Genomic DNA, 17,798 nt, shown 5'->3' with positions numbered 1-17,798 from the left:
AACGCATCTGAATCAAGCCCACCCAGCGCAAGGTGTGGTAATTTTGAAGCGACCTAGCGTCTGCGCCCCACTTGCCGGCAGATCAGAATAACCGGCAGCAGCCCCACAGCCAGAATGACCAGCGACGGCACCGCAGCCCCTTCGAGCCGTTCGTCCGAGGCCAGCCGATAGGCCTGCACCGCCAGTGTGTCGAAGTTGAACGGGCGCATGATCAGGGTCGCGGGCAGCTCTTTCATCACGTCCACAAACACGATCAGCAGCGCGGTCAGCAGCGATGGTGTCAGAATCGGCAAGTGCACGCGGCGCAACGTGCCCAGCGGGCTTTGCCCCAAGGACCGAGAGGCCGCGTCCATATTGGCGTGGACCGTGCTTTGACCGCCCTCATAGGCACTTAGCGCAGCGGCCAGGAACCGGACCATATAGGCCGCAACCAGCAGCCAGATCGAGCCGGTGACAAGCAACCCGGTCGAGATATCGAAAGTCTGCCGCATCCACGCATCCAGAGCATTGTCGAAACTGGCAAAGGGCACGATCAGTCCGACGGCGATAACTCCGCCGGGCACCGCATAGCCCAGCCGCGCCATATACCCTGTGCTAGAGGATACCCGACCAGGCCGAAGCCGTTGAAAGAACCCAACGCAGATCGCAGCAAAAACCGTCACGACCGCAGCCGTCCCTGCCAAAATCAGCGAGTTTTGAATGAACCCGATATAGCGCCGTGACAGCAGGTTTTGTTCCGATTCCGTCCCCATCTGCACCAGAATGAACACAGGCAGCAGGAACCCCAGCAACACCGGGATGATGCACAGCGTGAACGCCGCTGCCGCCTGCCATCCCTTTAATTGGGCCGAGGGCAGCGCGGCGTGGTTTTTGCCCGCCTGATAGTATTTCGCTTTGCCGCGTTGCATCCGTTCAGCCACGGCCATGACCAGCGCAAAACCCAGCAGGCACAACGCCAGTTGCGCGGCGGCAGCGCGGTCTCCGATAGAAAACCAGCTGGTATAGATGCCGGTGGCAAAGGTCTGCACGCCAAAATAGGCGACGGTGCCGAAATCTGCGATGGTCTCCATGATCGCCAGCAACACGCCCCCTGCAATCGCCGGGCGCGCCATTGGCAAGGACACCCGCCAGAATGCGCCCCAAGGGCTGTTACCCAGCGCGCGGGCCGCCAGAAAGGCAGTGGCGCTTTGCTGCAAAAAAGCCGCGCGAGCCAGCAGATAGACATACGGGTACAGCACGAGGATCAGCATAACCGCCGCGCCCTCGGTCGAGCGGATCTCGGGGAACCAATAGTCGCGCGGACCCCAGCCGGTCATGTCGCGCAGGGTGGTCTGAACGATACCGGGGTGGTCCAGAATGAACGTATAGGCATAGGCCAGCACATAGGCCGGAAAGGCCAATGGCAGCACCAGCGCGATTTCCAGAAACCGAACTCCGGGAAAGCGCGTCATCGTTACCAGCCACGCCGCACCGACACCGATGGCAAACGTCCCCATCGCCACCAAAACAACCAACACCGCAGTGGTCAGCGCATAGCCCGGCAAGACCGTGTCCATCAGGTGCGAGATCGTGTCCGTCCCGCCCGTCGCCGCCGCCAGAACAACTGCGAGCATAGGCAGCAGACAGGCCGCCGCCACCAGACAGGCTACGGTCGCCACCAACCGGGTGCCCAACGCGCCGCGATTGCGCGTTCCATGTTCTGAGAATTCGACGTCGGCCATGATCCCGGCTTGTTACTGGCTAAGGCGCAGGTTTCGTCATTAATCGACCAAAACGGTCAGAAACACCAGTGGGCAGGGATACAAATCTGCGGCACATACTGCCGCAGACCTGCTTGGCGTCATTCGTAAACGCGCTGATCCTCGATCACCAACCCGTCCTTGGGCAGCGATCCCGGCGCGACGACCTCGATCGCGCCCTTCAGTTTCAGCAGCTCGACAACCGATTTGGCATAGGCCATGTCATCGCCACCGGGGCTTTCGATCTGAACGGTCATCATGTCCATCTCACCCTGGCGGGCGGCAATGACGCGAGCTTTGACGATCTCGGCATGTTTATCGACCAGCGCGGCCACCTGTTCGGGACGCACAAACATACCCTTGATCTTGGTGGTCTGATCGGCGCGGCCCATCCAGCCCTTGATCCGTGCATTGGTGCGCCCGCAAGATGACTGGCCGGGCATGATCGCCGATAGATCGCCCGTCGCGAAACGGATCAGCGGATAGTCGGGGTTCAAAGAGGTCACGACGACCTCACCCACTTCACCCTCTGCCACTGGGGTTCCAGTGCCGGGGGTCACGATCTCGACAATGACATGTTCGTCGATGATCATCCCTTCCATGGCGGGGCTTTCGTAGGCGATGTTACCCAGATCGGCGGTCGCATAGCATTGCAGGCACGAGATTCCACGATCCGCGTATTCCTGCCGCAGTGACGGGAACAAGGCCCCGCCCCCTACAACGGCGGTCGTGAAATGAAGCTGGACACCCATCTCATCCGCCTTGTCCAGTATCACCTTCAGATAGTCCGGCGTCCCGGCATAGGCGGTGCAGCCTACATCACGCGCTGCTGTCACCTGCAACTCGGTCTGGCCGGTGCCTGCGGGCAGAACAGCCGCCCCGACCGCGCGTGCGCCGCTTTCAAAGATCATACCCGCGGGCGTCAGGTGATAGCCAAAGCAATTCTGAACGATATCGCCCGGCCCTACACCAGCAGCGTGCAGGAACCTGCCCATACGCCACCAGTCGGGATCGGTGCTACCCGGTTCATAGATCGGACCCGGAGACTGAAACACATGGTGAAAATGCCGCGCAGGTTTGACCGTGAACCCCCCGAACGGTGGACGCGCAGCCTGCGCCTGCGCCAGATGGGATTTGCGCAGTACCGGTAGTTTGGGCAAGTCCTCGACAGACGCAACACCACCCGTCTCCACATCCGTCAGATGCGTTTGAAAACCGGGGGCGGAAAGGGCCCGAGCAAGTTGTTTTTGCAGCGCCTCGGCCTGATCGGCGGCGCGTTTGTCGGCTGATCGGGTTTCGAGTGCGTCGAAATAGGTCATCGCCAGATCCTCCATCCGCTTACAGCCACCTCTTGCGGCGGCGATAGGACCGCACATCGCGGAAGCTTTTGCGGCCCTCATCCGACATACCGAGGTAGAATTCCTTCACATCCGGGTTTTCGCGCAGTTCCGCCGCCGGGCCATCCATCACCACACGACCCGATTCCAAGATGTAGCCGTAATGTGCAAACCGCAGCGCCACGTTGGTGTTCTGTTCGGCCAACAGGAAGGACACACCCTCTTTTTCATTGAGGTCCTTCACGATTCCGAAAATCTCTTCGACAAGCTGCGGGGCCAGACCCATCGAGGGTTCGTCCAGCAGGATCGTCTCGGGCCGCGACATCAATGCGCGCCCCATGGCGACCATCTGTTGCTCACCACCCGAAGTATATCCGGCTTGGGATTTGCGGCGTTCGGCCAGCCGTGGGAAATAGGAATAGACAAGCTCAAGGTCTTTCTGGATCGCCGCCGCACCGTCCTTGCGGGTATAGGCACCAGTCAGCAGGTTTTCCTCAACCGTCAGGTGTTCGAAGCAATGGCGGCCTTCCATCACCTGGATGACACCCTTTTCAACCAAATCCGCCGGATCGCTTTCATGCACGCTGGTGCCGCGATACTTGATCGTGCCTTTCGTCACCTCGCCGCGTTCGGAATGCAGCAGGTTCGACACCGCCTTGAGCGTCGTCGTCTTGCCAGCCCCGTTTCCACCCAGCAGCGCGGTAATACCGCCCTTGGGCACGGTCAGGCTGACGCCTTTGAGGACGAGGATCACGTGATTGTAGATCACCTCGATATTGTTGACCTCAAGCAGGGTTTCGGTCTGCACTTCGGTGTTTTGAGCCGCATCCAGCATCAGCGCGTGTCCTCAAGCCTTGTGTTTAGGTCGGGACGGCGAGAGCCCGCCGCCCCGTGTTTCAGATCACCGGATCAGCAGCGCGAACCGATGTTGTTTTCCGACGCATATGCACCCGAATCCTCGTTGATCAGCGGACCGATCACGTCGCCATCGGTGGCTTTGAACTCGGAAATCAGGCTCCAGGTCTTGTTGGTCGCATCCCACTGGGTCACACCGACCAGAGCGTCGCCGCCGTGGTTTTCACACGAAACCGAGAAGGTCGGGCCAAAGTTTGGCAGGCCCAGTTCGGTCATTTTGGCTTCGGTGATTTCCAGCGCTTCCATGCCGTCGCGCATCATCGCAGGGGTGATGTCAGCGGTGCCGTGGATTTCCTGCGCTTTCTTGGCAGCTTCGGCAGCCAGCATTGCGGCATAAAGACCACGGTTGTACAGAACCGTACCCACCTGATCGCCCGCGCCAGCGGCTTTACCGGCATCGACGACATATTTCTGCAGGTCATCAAAGACCGGGAAATCGGTGCCCACGTTGTGGAAGGTCAGCGCCTTGTAGCCATTCGCAGCTTCACCCGCTGGCAGCACGTCGTTTTCCGAGCCCGACCACCAGATACCGATGAAGTTTTCCATCGGGTAACGGATGTTGGCAGCTTCCTGCACCGCCACCTGGTTCATCACGCCCCAGCCCCACATCAGGACGAAATCGGGACGGTCACGGCGGATTTGCAGCCACTGCGACTTCTGCTCCTGACCCGGATGATCCACCGGCAGGGCAACCAGCTCGAACCCGTGCTTGGCAGACAGCTCTTCCAGTGTGCGGATCGGTTCCTTGCCATAGGCCGAGTTGTGGTAGACCAGCGCGATTTTCTTGCCGCTCAGGTCGCCGTTGTTGGTATCCAGCAGGTAGTTGATCGCGCCCGAGGCCCCATCCCAGTAGTTCGCAGGATAGTTGAACGTATGGCTGAACACATCGCCGTTTTTGGCCGAGGTGCGCCCATACCCCATCGTGTGCATCGGAATGCCATCTGCGGTGGTTTTGGGGATCAGCTGATAGGTGATACCAGTCGACAGCGGTTGATACACCAGCGAGCCTTCGCCCTTGGTGGATTCATAGCATTCCACACCTTTTTCGGTGTTATAGCCGGTTTCGCATTCGATCACCTTGGTCGCCACGCCACCAATACCGCCATCGCGTTCATTCAGCAGGGTAAAGTAATCAGCATAGCCATCCGCGAACGGGATACCGCCCGCCGCATAAGGCCCGGTCCGATAGCTGAGCGACGGGAATACGAGGTCGGCCATAACCGGACCTGCCGCCATTGCGGCGCCGAGCGCCATGGTTGCCAGTTTCAATTTCATCGGGTGTCTCCTCCCTTGGTTGGTCCGATGGTGAGTTCGGGCTTTGCACCCGTTATCTGATTGGGCCGGACCACTTAGTGCGGGAACGGCCAGAGTCTGAGTTTCTCTTTGGCCACGCGCCACAGCTGCGCCAGCCCGTGCGGTTCAAGGATCAGGAACATGATGATCAGCGCGCCAACGATGACGAGATTCAAATGAGCCACGATATCGGTGGGCCAGCCTAGCATGTCCGCGCCGACAACCTTCAGGACAACGGGCAACAGCACAAGGAACGCAGCCCCGGCAAAAGATCCAAAGATGGATCCCAGTCCACCGATAATGATCATGAACAGCACCAGGAACGATTTCTGAATACCGAAGACTTCGCCGACCTCGACCGCGCCCAGATAAACCGCAAAGAACAACGCACCCGAAATACCCACAAAGAACGAGCTGACAGCAAAAGCCGTCAGCTTAGCCCGAAGTGGATTCACACCAATGATCTCGGCCGCGATGTCCATGTCCCGGATCGCCATCCATTTACGTCCTGTGGTACCACGCGTCAGGTTGCGAGCGACGACGGCGCAGACTGCTAGGAAGATCAGGCAAAACAGATAGGTTGCCCATGCAGGCGCATTCGGGCCGGTAATGATGATACCAAACACATCGCGTTCCGGCGCATTAATCTGCCCCGAGGCCGAATAGTTGTAGAACCACGGCACCCTGTTGAACAGCCAGACAAGGAAGAACTGCGCTGCCAAAGTCGCCACGGCCAGATAGAACCCTTTGATCCTAAGGCTTGGAAGGCCAAACAGCACACCGACCAACGCGGTGATACCTCCAGCAAGGATGACATGGATGAACATGCTGACATCCGGGAAGGCCGTCATCAGCTTATAGCAAGCATAGGCCCCTACAGCCATGAACCCGCCGGTGCCCAGCGAAACCTGCCCGCAATAGCCCACCAGAATGTTCAGTCCGATCGCCGCAATCGCATAGATCAGAAACGGCAGCAGCAGCGCATTTGCCCAATAGTCGTTGATGATGAACGGGATGATCCCAAACGCCACGGCAAGCACCACATAGTACCGATACCGGTCGAACTTGATCGGGAAGGTCTGGCTGTCATCCACGTAAGAGACTTTGAAATCTCCGGCCTCACGATAGAACATGTCTTACTTTCCCCATTCTTCCTGCGCCCGGTTGCGGGCTGCGGCATCCAGTTGGTTCGATCCTTTGGCATATCCCGTCGCCTCGGACGCACGGACCAGCTTGAGGTAGGCCAGGATGCCCATGACCAGTCCGGCAAAAGCCAGGATCGCTGCGATTGTCACCTGCCCGTCCGTCAGATCATCCGACGTCAGAGCGATATATCCAAAGGCCCAGAACCCGGCCCATGCGATCACGTTGGTGATGGCGAGGAACTTTTGCATCGCTACACCCTCTCGATGATCTTCTCACCGAACAGACCCTGCGGCCGGAACACGAGGAAGATCAGCGCCAGCACATAGGCAAACCAGTTCTCGGTCGCACCGCCCACAAGCGGGCCGATGGCAAATTCGAACAGTTTCTCGCCCACACCGATGATCAACCCTCCGACAATCGCTCCGGGGATCGAGGTGAACCCGCCCAGCATCAGCACCGGCAGCGCCTTGAGCGCGATCAGCGATAGCGAGAACTGCACACCCGATTTCGTACCCCACATGATGCCTGCGACAAGGGCCACGAACCCGGCGACCGACCAAACCATCACCCAGATGAAATTCAGCGAAATCCCCACGGACAGCGCCGCCTGGTGGTCATCGGCCACCGCACGCATCGCCCGGCCCTGCTTGGTGTACTGGCTGAACGCCACCAGCGCCGCCACCAGCAATGCCGCGATAACTGTTGCAACAATGTCCAGATTGTCGATGAAGAAGCCGTAGCCGAAGATGTTGAATGTGCTCTCATCAATCCACAGGTTGATGCCCTGCGGCAGGCCCACATCCAGCGTCTTGATTTCAGAGCCCCACATCAGATCGGCCACACCTTCCAGCAGATAAGCCAGGCCGATCGTCGCCATGAACAGGATGATCGGCTCCTGACCCACCAGATGGCGCATCACAAAGCGCTGAACCGCCCAGGCCAGCAACACCATCACCGCCATGGTCAGAATAATCGCCAGCAGCGCAGGCACGTTCCAGCCAAAATAGTGGATATGCGTGCCGAACATGGCATTGATCAGATGCGCAAACGGCACCTGACCTTTCATGATCCCCACCAGAGTCATTGCCGCAAACAGTGCCATAACCCCTTGGGCATAGTTAAAAATCCCCGATGCCTTGTAAATCAGCACAAAGCCCAGCGCGACCAGCGCATAAAGGACCCCGGCCATCAGGCCATTCAGAATGACCTCCATCGCAAATACCAACTGATCAGGCATGTCCGCCCCCTCTCATGTCTGTCAGATGTCTAGTCATGGCTCACCCCCAGATAGGCGTCGATGACCTCTTGATTGTTGCGCACCTCATCGGGTGTGCCGTCACCGATCTTGCGGCCATAATCCATCACCACCACGCGGTCGCTCAGGTCCATCACAACGCCCATGTCGTGTTCGATCAGCGCGATGGTGGTGCCAAACTCGTCATTCACGTCCAGGATAAAGCGGCTCATGTCCTCTTTTTCCTCGACATTCATGCCCGCCATCGGCTCATCCAGCAGCAGCAGCTTTGGCTCCGCCGCCAAGGCTCGCGCCAGTTCGACCCGTTTCTTCAGCCCGTAGGGCAGGCGAGACACAGGTGTTTTGCGGATGTGCTGGATTTCCAAGAAATCGATGATCTTCTCGACCGCCTCGCGATTTTCCGTCTCTTCCGCCTCGGCTTTGCCCTTCCACAAGGCCTGTTGGACAATATTCGTCTTCATGAAGCCCAAACGCCCTGTCATGACGTTATCCAAAACGCTCATCCCCTCGAAAAGAGCGATATTCTGGAACGTCCGTGCAATCCCCTGCTGCGCCACCTCAAAGGGTCGCATCTGCGGGCGTTTTGATCCGTGAAACCAAACCTCACCCTCCTGCGGCACATAGAACCCCGAGATCACGTTCAGCATCGAGGATTTACCCGCACCGTTCGGTCCGATGATGGCCCGGATCTCACCCTCGCGAATGTCGAACGAGATATCCTTGATTGCCACCACGCCGCCAAAGCGCAGGGTGATGTTTTTCATCTCCATCACCACACCGCCGATCTTACGACCGTCTTCGGTGACATATCCTTCGGAACTATCCAGCATCAGATCCTCCCTGAGCTGCGAAAAATCGGGACGGCGGGCGGGGCGATGACCGCAAGGTCGAGCGGCGCTCGAACGGCCTTCATTCCGCCGCCACCTTGTGCGAGGTCGCAGCAACAACCGGCGCGTCCACAATTTCCAGCGTGGCCGAGATCGACCCCTTACGCCCGTCCTCATAGGTTACTTCAGTCGTAGTCGAAACGCTGGATGATCCGTCATAAAGCGCATCAATGATGTCGTGGAACTTCTCCTCGACAAACCCGCGGCGCACCTTGCGGGTCCGGGTCATCTCACCATCATCCGCATCCAACTCTTTGTGCAGGACCACAAAGCGATGCACCTGACAGCCCGACAGCATCTCATCTGCCGCAACCGACTTGTTGACCTCTTCCACATGCGACTTGATCGTCTCTAACACACGCGGATGACTAGTCAGTTCCTGATAGGACCCATAAGCCACATTGTTCCGCTCGGCCCAGTTACCCACCGCCGTCAGGTCGATATTGATGAAGGCCACGCAACGATCCTTGCCATTACCAAACAGAACAACCTCAAGAATATCGGGATAGAACTTCAGTTTGTTCTCGACATATTTCGGCGCAAACATCGACCCGTCGGCCATTTTGCCCACGTCCTTGGCACGGTCGATGATCCGCAGATGGCCGGACCCTTCCTCGATGAATCCTGCATCGCCCGTGGCCACCCAACCCTCGGCATCCTTGGTCGAGGCGGTCGAGTCCGGGTTATTGTAATACTCGACAAACACGCCGGGCGAGCGATAGTGAATCTCGCCCTTGTCGTCGATCTTCAACTCGACATCCGGCGCAGGAACACCGACCGTATCCGCGCGCACCTCGCCGTCTGGCTGTACAGTAATGAAAACGGTGGCTTCGGTCTGACCATATAGCTGCTTTAGATTGATACCCAGTGAACGGTAGAAATCAAAAATCTCAGGCCCAATCGCCTCACCCGCCGTATAGCCGACGCGGAACCGGCCATAACCCAACGTATCCTTGAGCGGACCGTAAACCAGCATATTGCCCAGCGCGTATTTTACCTTGTCGCCAAACCCGACCGGCTTGCCATCCAGCAACAGACCGCCCACCTTTTTGGCGTGATCCATAAAGTGTCGGAACATGCGTTGCTTCAGCTTGCCCGCATCCTCCATCCGGATCATCACATTGGTCAGCTGCGTCTCAAACACGCGTGGAGGGGCAAAGAAATAGGTCGGCCCTATCTCGCGCAGGTCGGTCATCATCGTGTCGGCGCTTTCGGGGCAGTTCACGCAGAAGCCGCACCAATAGGCCTGACCGATCGAGAAGATGAAATCGCCCACCCACGCCATCGGCAGGTAGGACAGAATATCTTCGTTCCGGGTCAGATGATCGAACTCGGCCGAGTTCTTGGCGCTTTCGATCACATTACGGTTCGACAGCACCACGCCCTTGGGCTTGCCCGTAGTGCCCGAGGTATAGAGCATCACGCAGGTATCGTCATAGGTGATCGCCGCGATGCGTTTGTCCAGTTCTGCGTCAAACCGCGCGTGACCCGCCCCGCCTTCGGCCATGATGTCATCCAGCGCGTTCATCTGGGAGTGGTCGTATTTCCGCATCCCGCGCTTGTCAGTGTAGAGGATATGCTTGACCTGATGCAGCCCCTGCTGAATCTCGATGACCTTATCGACCTGCTCCTGATCGCCACAGACAACGAACTTCGCACCGCAGTGTTCCAGAACATAGGCCATCTCTTCCGCGACCGAGTCCTGATACAGCGGCACCGGCACCGCCCCCACCATCTGCGCGGCGACCATCGACCAGTAATGCGCCGGGCGGTTGCGGCCGATGACGGCGATATGGTCGCCCTTCTCAACGCCGATCTCCAGAAATCCCAACGCCAGTTTGCGCACCTCGGCGGCGGTCTCAGCCCAGGACCAGCATTGCCAGATCCCGAATTCCTTTTCCCGGTAGGCCGGGGCATCCCCGAACTGCGTCGCATTGCGATGTAACAGCGCCGGAAGGGAAACCAACCCTTCAGCGCCCGATTGCGTCTGAGCCAATCTTTCTCTCCTCCCCACCCGACCCCTCCCTTGGGTCGGAAATGGCGGGTTCGGGATGGTGCCCGAACGCCAATGCCCCACGAAGGGACAGGCGGAGGATCAGCGGCAAGTTTTGCCTGATGTTTTCTCAATTCTTACGAATTGTAACAGGGGTGGAAGGGTGATGGATTGGATGGATCGCCGGAGCACATCAGTCAAAATGTCGTCACCAAGCCACGATATTTCCGCGCATTTTGATAATGAGCTATTTCAGCGTACCCTGTTTCTTACTGCTTCAGTTGATGGCCAACACGGTTGGCCACAGTTTCGTAGGGGGGGAAACACATGTCTATCCGAAAAGCCGCAAGAGAATTCTTTGAGGCCTGCGATACAGGCAAAGGGTGGGACGCCTGCAAAAACTTTTGCCATGAGGGCGCGACGTTTTCAGCACAAGCCGACGCATTGGCCGACGTCACTTCCCTGGAAGGTTACGCAGACTGGATGAAAAACCTGCTGACTCCGATCCCGGATGGTCATTATGAGCTCAAATCATTTTCTGTTGATGAAGAGCGTGGAATTGCAAGCATATTTGCCGTGTTCCATGGAACTCATTCCGTGGATGGCCCAGTGCCTGCTACGGGAAAAACTCTGGCCGCGGAGTACGTCTATGCCATTGAGTTTGACGGTGACAAAATCAAACACATGACCAAGATATGGAATGATGCGCATTCCTTGAAACAGCTCGGCTGGGCCTAATACTTTAGGATCAGGGGTACAGGTCACAAATCACGCAATTCCGACCACCGCGTGCTCTCTTTTGGCCACAGGGGGCATGCGCCCTGCCGCGACACTACAACCAATCCCGCAGAATCGGGATCAACGGCACATCAGCTGCGGGCATAGGATAGTTCCGCAGATCATTAGCGCGGACCCATTTCAGCGCCTGACCTTCTTTTGATTGTGGTATCCCCTCCCATTTCCGGCAAGCGAACAGCGGCATCAACAGGTGGAAATCGTCATAGCTGTGGCTGGCAAAGGTCAGCGGTGCTAGGCAGGAGGCCCAGGTGTTGATGCCCAGTTCTTCCTCCAGCTCGCGGATCAGGGCGACCTCGGGGGTTTCGCCGGGTTCGACCTTGCCGCCGGGGAATTCCCACAGACCGGCCATGGACTTCCCCTCGGGGCGCTGCGCCAGCAGCACCCGGCCTTCGACGTCGATCAGGGCGACGGCCGACACCAAAACGGTCTTCATGAACGATAATCCGCGTTGATCTCGATATAGCCGTGCGTCAGGTCGCAGGTCCAAACGGTGGATGCGCCTTCATCCAGCCCCAGATCGACCGCGATCACCAGATCCTGACCTTTCATATAGGCGGCAGCGTCTTCCTCGCGGTAGTCGGGGCTGACCCAGCCTTTCTCAGCCACCAGAATATCGCCGAAAGAGATGCTCAGAAGGTCGCGATCCGCAGCCGCTCCGGATTTGCCGATGGCCATGACCACGCGGCCCCAGTTCGGGTCTTCGCCCGCAATCGCCGTTTTCACCAGCGGCGAGTTGGCAATCGCCAACCCATGCACCTTGGCATCCGCGTCCGTGGCTGCTCCGGTCACACGAATTTCTACGAATTTCGTGGCACCTTCACCGTCGCGCACCACCTGCTGCGCAAGGTCCAGCATCACCGTCTCAAGCGCCTGCGCAAACGCGGCGTTTCCGGTGGCATCCACGCCAGAAGCCCCGGTCGCGCACAAAAGCAAGCTGTCCGAGGTCGAAGTATCGCTGTCCACCGTGATGCAGTTGAAGGTGCGGTCGGTCTGCGCGCCCAGCATCGCTTGTAGCGCCGATTGTTCGACTTGCGCATCGGTGAAGATGTAAACCAGCATCGTCGCCATATCCGGCGCGATCATGCCTGAACCCTTGGCGATCCCAGCAATAGAGACTGTTTTGTCGTCAATCTCGACCTGTGCGCTTGCCCCCTTGGGGAAGGTGTCGGTCGTCATGATCGCCCGCGCGGCGTCTTCAATGGCGTGGCGGCTGAGACCCATTTTAAGCGTCTCAAGCTGCGATACGATGCGACCATGGGGCAGCGGCTCGCCGATCACGCCGGTGGACGATGTAAATACCCGCTCGACCCCGACGCCGGTGGCTTTGGACACGGCCTGCGTCACTTCGGCCACAGAGGTCTGGCCGTAGTGCCCGGTGAATGCATTGGCATTGCCCGAGTTCACCAAAATAGCCGCCGGACCATCGCTGGCCCCACCGATCTTGTCCTGACAATCCAGCACCGGGGCCGCGCGGGTGGCGGAACGCGTGAACACCCCCGCCACCGAGGTACCGGGATCCAGCACCGCCAGCATCACATCGGTGCGGCCCTGGTAGCGCACACCCGCCTCAACAGTGGCAAAGCGCACGCCGTCAATTGCGGGCAGGTCGGGGAATGCCGCCGGAGCCAGAGGCGAAACTTTGGTAATCGTTGCCACGGACGCTTACTCCTGAAGCAGTTCGATCTGACGCAGTGCCTCGGGTCCGACACCCTCGGTCGTGGGGCGCTCGATTTCGGCCTGCTGGGTCAGCTCGTCGATGCGCGCCTGAATGATCTCCTGCTGAAGACCTTGGGACAGTTCGGCGCGGACAGCCTCAATATCCGGGGCTTCGGTTTTGCGCTTGTCGTTCAGGGTGACAACGTGCCAGCCGAACTGAGTTTTCACAGGGTCCGAAACCTGGCCCTTTTCCAGACTGACAACGGCAGCCTCGAAGGCAGGCACCATGCGACCCGGGCCGAACCAACCCAACTCACCCCCATTCGGGCCGGACGGGCCGGTGGATTTCTCGCGCGCCAGTTGCGCGAAATCAGCACCGTCATCAAGCTGAGCCTTGATTTCATTCGCTTCTTCTTCGGTTTCGACCAGAATGTGGCTGGCGTTATATTCATCCGCGCCCTGGAAATCAGCATATTGCGCATCATAGGCGGCCTGGATCGCCTCATCCGTCAGATTTTCCTCGATCAACGCATTCACAGTCTGCACCGCACGCAGAGATCGGGTTTCATTCTCGATGCCCAATGCGTTCAGCCGGGTCAGCGCGTCCTGCTGTTGGCCCAGCAATTGCTGCTGGATCAACTGATCGACAATCAGATCATAGAGAACATCGTCTTCGATCTGCTGATATTGCTCGGGCAAGGCTGCGGCAGTAGCGATGATGTGACCCAATGTGATCTCTTCCCCGTTCACACGGGCCACGACCGCGCTGGGATCGGGCTGGGTTTCGGCGGCCAGTGGCAGGGCCAGCACGGCAGTCAGGGCCAGCGATGGCAGAAAAGTGAGGCCTTTGGGCATGGATTCATCCTATTTTCTAGCCGCGACGGGGCGCAGCGTTGACACTGTGGAACCTGCCGCTTACATCGCTTTGAAGCCTTGGACAGGGCCGCCTTTCACCCCCCGTATCTATGGGTTGCGCGCAAGGTGGGCAAGCCTGTCGCAACCAAGACAAGAACAGATCCGCTGGAGTGAACATGCTGGGACTCGGAACGCTCGCCAAAAAGGTGTTCGGAACACCGAACGACCGCAAGATCAAGGCGACCCGCCCCCTGATCGACCAGATCAACGCGCTGGAACCCGAGTTCGAGAAATTGTCGGATGACGGTCTGAAGGAAAAGACCGAGGAATTGCGTAAACGGGCGTTGGACGGCGAGAGCCTGGATGACCTGCTGCCCGAAGCCTTTGCCAACGTACGCGAAGGCGCCAAGCGCGCGCTGGGTCTGCGCGCCTTTGACGTTCAGTTGATGGGCGGCGCGTTCCTGCATCAGGGCAACATTTCGGAAATGAAAACAGGTGAGGGCAAAACGCTGGTCGCCACGTTCCCGGCCTATCTGAACGCTCTGACCGGCAAGGGCGTGCATGTGGTCACCGTGAACGAATACCTGGCCAAGCGCGACTCGGACTGGATGGGCAAGGTTTTTGGCGCTTTGGGCATGACCACGGGTGTGATCTGGTCTGGTCAGCCAGATGCGGAAAAGAAAGCCGCCTATGCCTGTGACATCACCTATGCCACCAATAACGAGTTGGGATTCGACTATCTGCGCGACAACATGAAGTCCGATCTGGCCGAGATTTATCAAAAATACCACAATTTCGCGATTGTGGACGAGGTCGACTCGATCCTGATTGACGAGGCGCGCACGCCGCTGATCATCTCGGGCCCGTCGCAGGACCGGTCTGACATGTATACTACGATCGACGGGCTGATCCCTTCGTTGCAGGACGACCACTATTCGCTGGACGAGAAATCACGGAACGTGACCTTCACCGATGAAGGCAACGAGTTTCTTGAAGAACAACTGATCGCAGCCGGACTGATCCCCGAGGGCCATTCGCTGTATGATCCCGAAAGCACCACGGTCGTTCACCACGTGAACCAAGGTCTGCGGGCGCACAAACTGTTCCAGCGCGACAAGGACTATATCGTGCGCGACGGCAATGTCGTTCTGATCGACGAATTCACCGGGCGCATGATGCCGGGTCGCCGTCTGTCGGAAGGTCTGCACCAGGCCATCGAGGCCAAGGAAGGTGTACAGATCCAGCCTGAGAACGTGACGCTGGCCAGCGTGACCTTCCAGAACTATTTCCGCCTTTATGACAAGTTGGGCGGCATGACCGGCACTGCCCTGACCGAGGCCGAAGAATTCCAAGAAATCTATGGCCTGGGCGTGGTCGAGGTTCCGACCAACAAGCCGATTGCACGTGTAGACGAAGATGATCAGGTCTATCGCACTGGTGCCGAAAAATACGGCGCGATGATCGAAGAAACCAAAGAAGCGCAGGAAAAGGGCCAACCAGTTCTGCTGGGCACCACCTCGATCGAGAAATCCGAACTGCTCAGCCAGATGCTGACCAAAGAAGGCATCCAGCACAACGTTCTCAACGCCCGCCAGCACGAGCAAGAGGCGCAGATCGTCGCCGATGCGGGGCGTCTGGGCGCAGTCACCATCGCCACCAACATGGCCGGTCGCGGAACCGACATCCAGTTGGGCGGCAATGTGGAAATGAAAGTGCTGAAGGCGCTGGCCGAAAACCCCGAGGCCGACCCCGCCGAACTGCGCGCGGCCGAAGAAGCAACTCACGCCGAGGAAAAAGAAAAGGTTCTGGCCGCTGGTGGTCTGTTTGTTATGGCATCAGAACGCCACGAAAGCCGCCGCATCGATAACCAGCTGCGTGGCCGTTCGGGCCGTCAGGGTGATCCGGGCCGCACAGTATTTTACCTCAGCCTCGAAGACGACCTGATGCGCATCTTTGGCTCGGAACGTCTGGACAAAGTTCTACACACCCTGGGCATGCAAGAGGGCGAGGCCATCGTTCATCCCTGGGTCAACAAATCGCTGGAGCGGGCGCAGTCCAAGGTCGAAGGCCGCAACTTTGACATGCGCAAGAACGTTCTGAAATTTGATGACGTGATGAACGACCAACGGAAAGTGGTGTTCAGCCAACGGCGCGAGATCATGTCTGCCGATGACCTCTCAGATGTGGTCTCGGACATGCGCGAACAGGTCATCGACGATCTGATCGACGAATACATGCCGCCGAAATCCTATGCTGATCAGTGGGACACCGATGGATTGCACGAGGCGATCAAGGACAAGCTGACCATCGACGCGCCCGTACAGGATTGGGCCGCCGAAGAAGGCGTGGATGACGAACAGGTGCGCGAGCGTTTGGTCAAGGCCGCCGACGAGATGATGGCGCAAAAGGCGGCCGCTTTTGGCCCCGAGAACATGCGCAACATCGAAAAGCAGGTTCTGCTGAACACCATCGACAGCAAATGGCGTGAACACCTGCTGACACTGGAGCATCTGCGCTCGGTCGTTGGGTTCCGGGGCTATGCCCAGCGCGATCCGCTGAACGAGTATAAGAACGAAAGCTTCCAGCTGTTTGAAAGCATGTTGGACAGTTTGCGCGAAACCGTGACTCAGCAATTGTCGCGCGTGCGCCCTCTGACCGAGGAAGAACAGCGCGAGATGTTGGCGCAGATGCAGGCGCAACAGGCCCAAGCGCAGCAGGCGGTCGATCAGGCCGCAGGCCAGGCCGAAGCTGTGGCCGAGGCCGAAGCCTCGGGTGATGCGCGACCCGGTTTCGATGAAAACGATCCAAGCACATGGGGCAATCCGTCACGCAACGACAGATGCCCCTGCGGTTCGGGCAAGAAGTTCAAACATTGCCACGGACGCCTGACCTGACATCACCTTAGTTCAGACACAATTAACCCGCGTCACGGCCACATATTGGCCGTGATTGACCCGCAGGGTGCGACTCGCTCCTTCAACTGGGGAGGGTGTTTTGTTTGTAATTAAGAACTACGTGACCACTGGGGGTACCGTTGCCTGTGCCCTGGCCATTGGTTACCTGATGCAGAATGGAACGCCTGCGGAACCTGACGTCCCGCAGACGCAGATCAGTTCTGTCATGGATCACACGGCGATCATCGCAGGGCTGGAGGATATCGTTCTGACCTCCTCGACTCCGGCCCACGAAACGCCGGACGACACCACAACCGGACATCGCAAGCTGCACGCCAACGGGTCTGCCCCCTCGGGCCCGACGGACTGCGCTATCGGCGCACGGGCGCGGGCTGTACCCGGTGCTGCAGCGCAACTGACCGTCCTTGCCCCTTGCCACGCGGGCGAACGGATTGATGTGCATCACAGCGGCCTGACCGTCACGCAACAAACAGACGCGACCGGTCGTCTGGAAGTGACAATCCCGGCGCTCAGCGAATATGCGATCTTCCTGATCTCGGTCGGGGATCAGGCGGGCACTGTTGCGACCACACATATCCCCGATATCACCCATTTCGATCGCGTGGCCCTGCACTGGCAAGGCAATACGGACCTGCAAATCCATGCGCTGGAGTTTGGCGCAAGCTATGGCAGCACCGGCCATGTCTCGGTTGACGCCAAAACACAGGGCGCCGGGCAAGTTGTCCATCTGGGTCAACCCGACCTGAACGACGCGCAGAACGTTCAGGTCTATTCCTACCCTGCAGGGCAATCCGATCAGACCGGCTCGATCACCCTGTCGGTCGAGGCCGAAGTGACCCGGGCAAATTGCGGCCAGGAACTGCACCTGCAATCGCTGGAACTGCGCGGCGATCAGCGCCTCAGCGCGCGCGACCTGTCCGTCACTCTGCCGGAATGTTCGAAAGCGGGTGAGTTTCTGGTGTTGAATAATCTGCTCGAAGACCTGAAAATCGCGGCAAAGTAAAACCGC

The 17,798-nt window shown here is 58.6% G+C and carries 15 protein-coding genes; 3 read left to right on the top strand and 12 right to left on the bottom strand.

The annotated features are described in order from the left end of the window. Positions 1–53: 53 nt before the first annotated feature. From GOV79_RS14115 to GOV79_RS14075, 9 genes are all read right to left on the bottom strand, one after another. Positions 54–1,721: an ABC transporter permease gene (locus GOV79_RS14115; protein ID WP_170790245.1), complete on the bottom strand. Its 1,668-nt coding sequence runs from the start codon at positions 1,719–1,721 to the stop codon at positions 54–56. A gap of 119 nt (positions 1,722–1,840) precedes the next feature. After that, on the bottom strand, positions 1,841–3,058 hold the full coding sequence (locus GOV79_RS14110) for a phenylacetate--CoA ligase family protein (RefSeq protein WP_170790244.1): 1,218 nt from the start codon (positions 3,056–3,058) through the stop codon (positions 1,841–1,843). A gap of 19 nt (positions 3,059–3,077) precedes the next feature. Continuing rightward, on the bottom strand, positions 3,078–3,911 hold the full coding sequence (locus tag GOV79_RS14105; protein ID WP_170771463.1) for an ABC transporter ATP-binding protein: 834 nt from the start codon (positions 3,909–3,911) through the stop codon (positions 3,078–3,080). Between the two features lie 74 nt (positions 3,912–3,985). Then, positions 3,986–5,266 carry an ABC transporter substrate-binding protein gene (locus GOV79_RS14100; RefSeq protein WP_170771461.1) on the bottom strand — a complete coding sequence of 427 codons (1,281 nt, stop codon included), beginning with the start codon at positions 5,264–5,266 and terminating at the stop codon, positions 3,986–3,988. 74 nt (positions 5,267–5,340) lie between these two features. Beyond that, positions 5,341–6,417: a branched-chain amino acid ABC transporter permease gene (locus GOV79_RS14095; RefSeq protein WP_170771459.1), complete on the bottom strand. Its 1,077-nt coding sequence runs from the start codon at positions 6,415–6,417 to the stop codon at positions 5,341–5,343. Positions 6,418–6,420: 3 nt separating this feature from the next. After that, a complete protein-coding gene (locus GOV79_RS14090) occupies positions 6,421–6,678 on the bottom strand; it encodes a hypothetical protein (RefSeq protein WP_170771457.1) in 258 nt (85 codons plus the stop codon). A gap of 2 nt (positions 6,679–6,680) precedes the next feature. Next, a complete protein-coding gene (locus GOV79_RS14085; RefSeq protein WP_170771455.1) occupies positions 6,681–7,667 on the bottom strand; it encodes a branched-chain amino acid ABC transporter permease in 987 nt (328 codons plus the stop codon). Positions 7,668–7,696: 29 nt separating this feature from the next. Then, on the bottom strand, positions 7,697–8,515 hold the full coding sequence (locus GOV79_RS14080) for an ABC transporter ATP-binding protein (protein WP_170790243.1): 819 nt from the start codon (positions 8,513–8,515) through the stop codon (positions 7,697–7,699). 79 nt (positions 8,516–8,594) lie between these two features. Beyond that, positions 8,595–10,568 carry an AMP-binding protein gene (locus tag GOV79_RS14075; RefSeq protein ID WP_170790242.1) on the bottom strand — a complete coding sequence of 658 codons (1,974 nt, stop codon included), beginning with the start codon at positions 10,566–10,568 and terminating at the stop codon, positions 8,595–8,597. Between the two features lie 324 nt (positions 10,569–10,892). Between GOV79_RS14075 and GOV79_RS14070 the strand changes: the two genes are divergently transcribed. Continuing rightward, entirely contained in the window at positions 10,893–11,303 is a 411-nt protein-coding gene (locus GOV79_RS14070) for an ester cyclase (protein WP_170790241.1), read from the top strand. A 94-nt stretch (positions 11,304–11,397) separates the two neighbouring features. Here GOV79_RS14070 and mutT read toward each other — a convergent pair whose 3' ends face one another. The 3 genes from mutT to GOV79_RS14055 are packed head-to-tail and all read right to left on the bottom strand — an operon-like array spanning position 11,398 to position 13,874. Continuing rightward, positions 11,398–11,796, bottom strand: coding sequence for an 8-oxo-dGTP diphosphatase MutT (mutT, locus tag GOV79_RS14065; RefSeq protein ID WP_170755464.1), 399 nt, complete (start codon positions 11,794–11,796; stop codon positions 11,398–11,400). Beyond that, positions 11,793–13,019, bottom strand: coding sequence for a bifunctional glutamate N-acetyltransferase/amino-acid acetyltransferase ArgJ (gene argJ, locus GOV79_RS14060; RefSeq protein WP_170790240.1), 1,227 nt, complete (start codon positions 13,017–13,019; stop codon positions 11,793–11,795). Before argJ ends, mutT begins: the two co-directional genes overlap by 4 nt. 6 nt (positions 13,020–13,025) lie before the next feature. Next, complete coding sequence (locus GOV79_RS14055; protein WP_170771443.1) at positions 13,026–13,874, bottom strand: peptidylprolyl isomerase; 849 nt, start codon at positions 13,872–13,874, stop codon at positions 13,026–13,028. A 176-nt stretch (positions 13,875–14,050) separates the two neighbouring features. Between GOV79_RS14055 and secA the strand changes: the two genes are divergently transcribed. Next, on the top strand, positions 14,051–16,768 hold the full coding sequence (secA, locus tag GOV79_RS14050; protein WP_170786096.1) for a preprotein translocase subunit SecA: 2,718 nt from the start codon (positions 14,051–14,053) through the stop codon (positions 16,766–16,768). Between the two features lie 100 nt (positions 16,769–16,868). Beyond that, positions 16,869–17,792 (top strand): hypothetical protein, encoded by a 924-nt coding sequence (locus tag GOV79_RS14045; RefSeq protein ID WP_170786098.1) that lies wholly within the window; start codon positions 16,869–16,871, stop codon positions 17,790–17,792. The last annotated feature ends 6 nt before the right edge of the window (positions 17,793–17,798 follow it).

It is taken from the genome of Ruegeria lacuscaerulensis (assembly GCF_013034745.1).
Classification (GTDB): domain Bacteria; phylum Pseudomonadota; class Alphaproteobacteria; order Rhodobacterales; family Rhodobacteraceae; genus Ruegeria; species Ruegeria lacuscaerulensis_B.
This window is presented reverse-complemented; position numbering and strand designations above follow the sequence as displayed.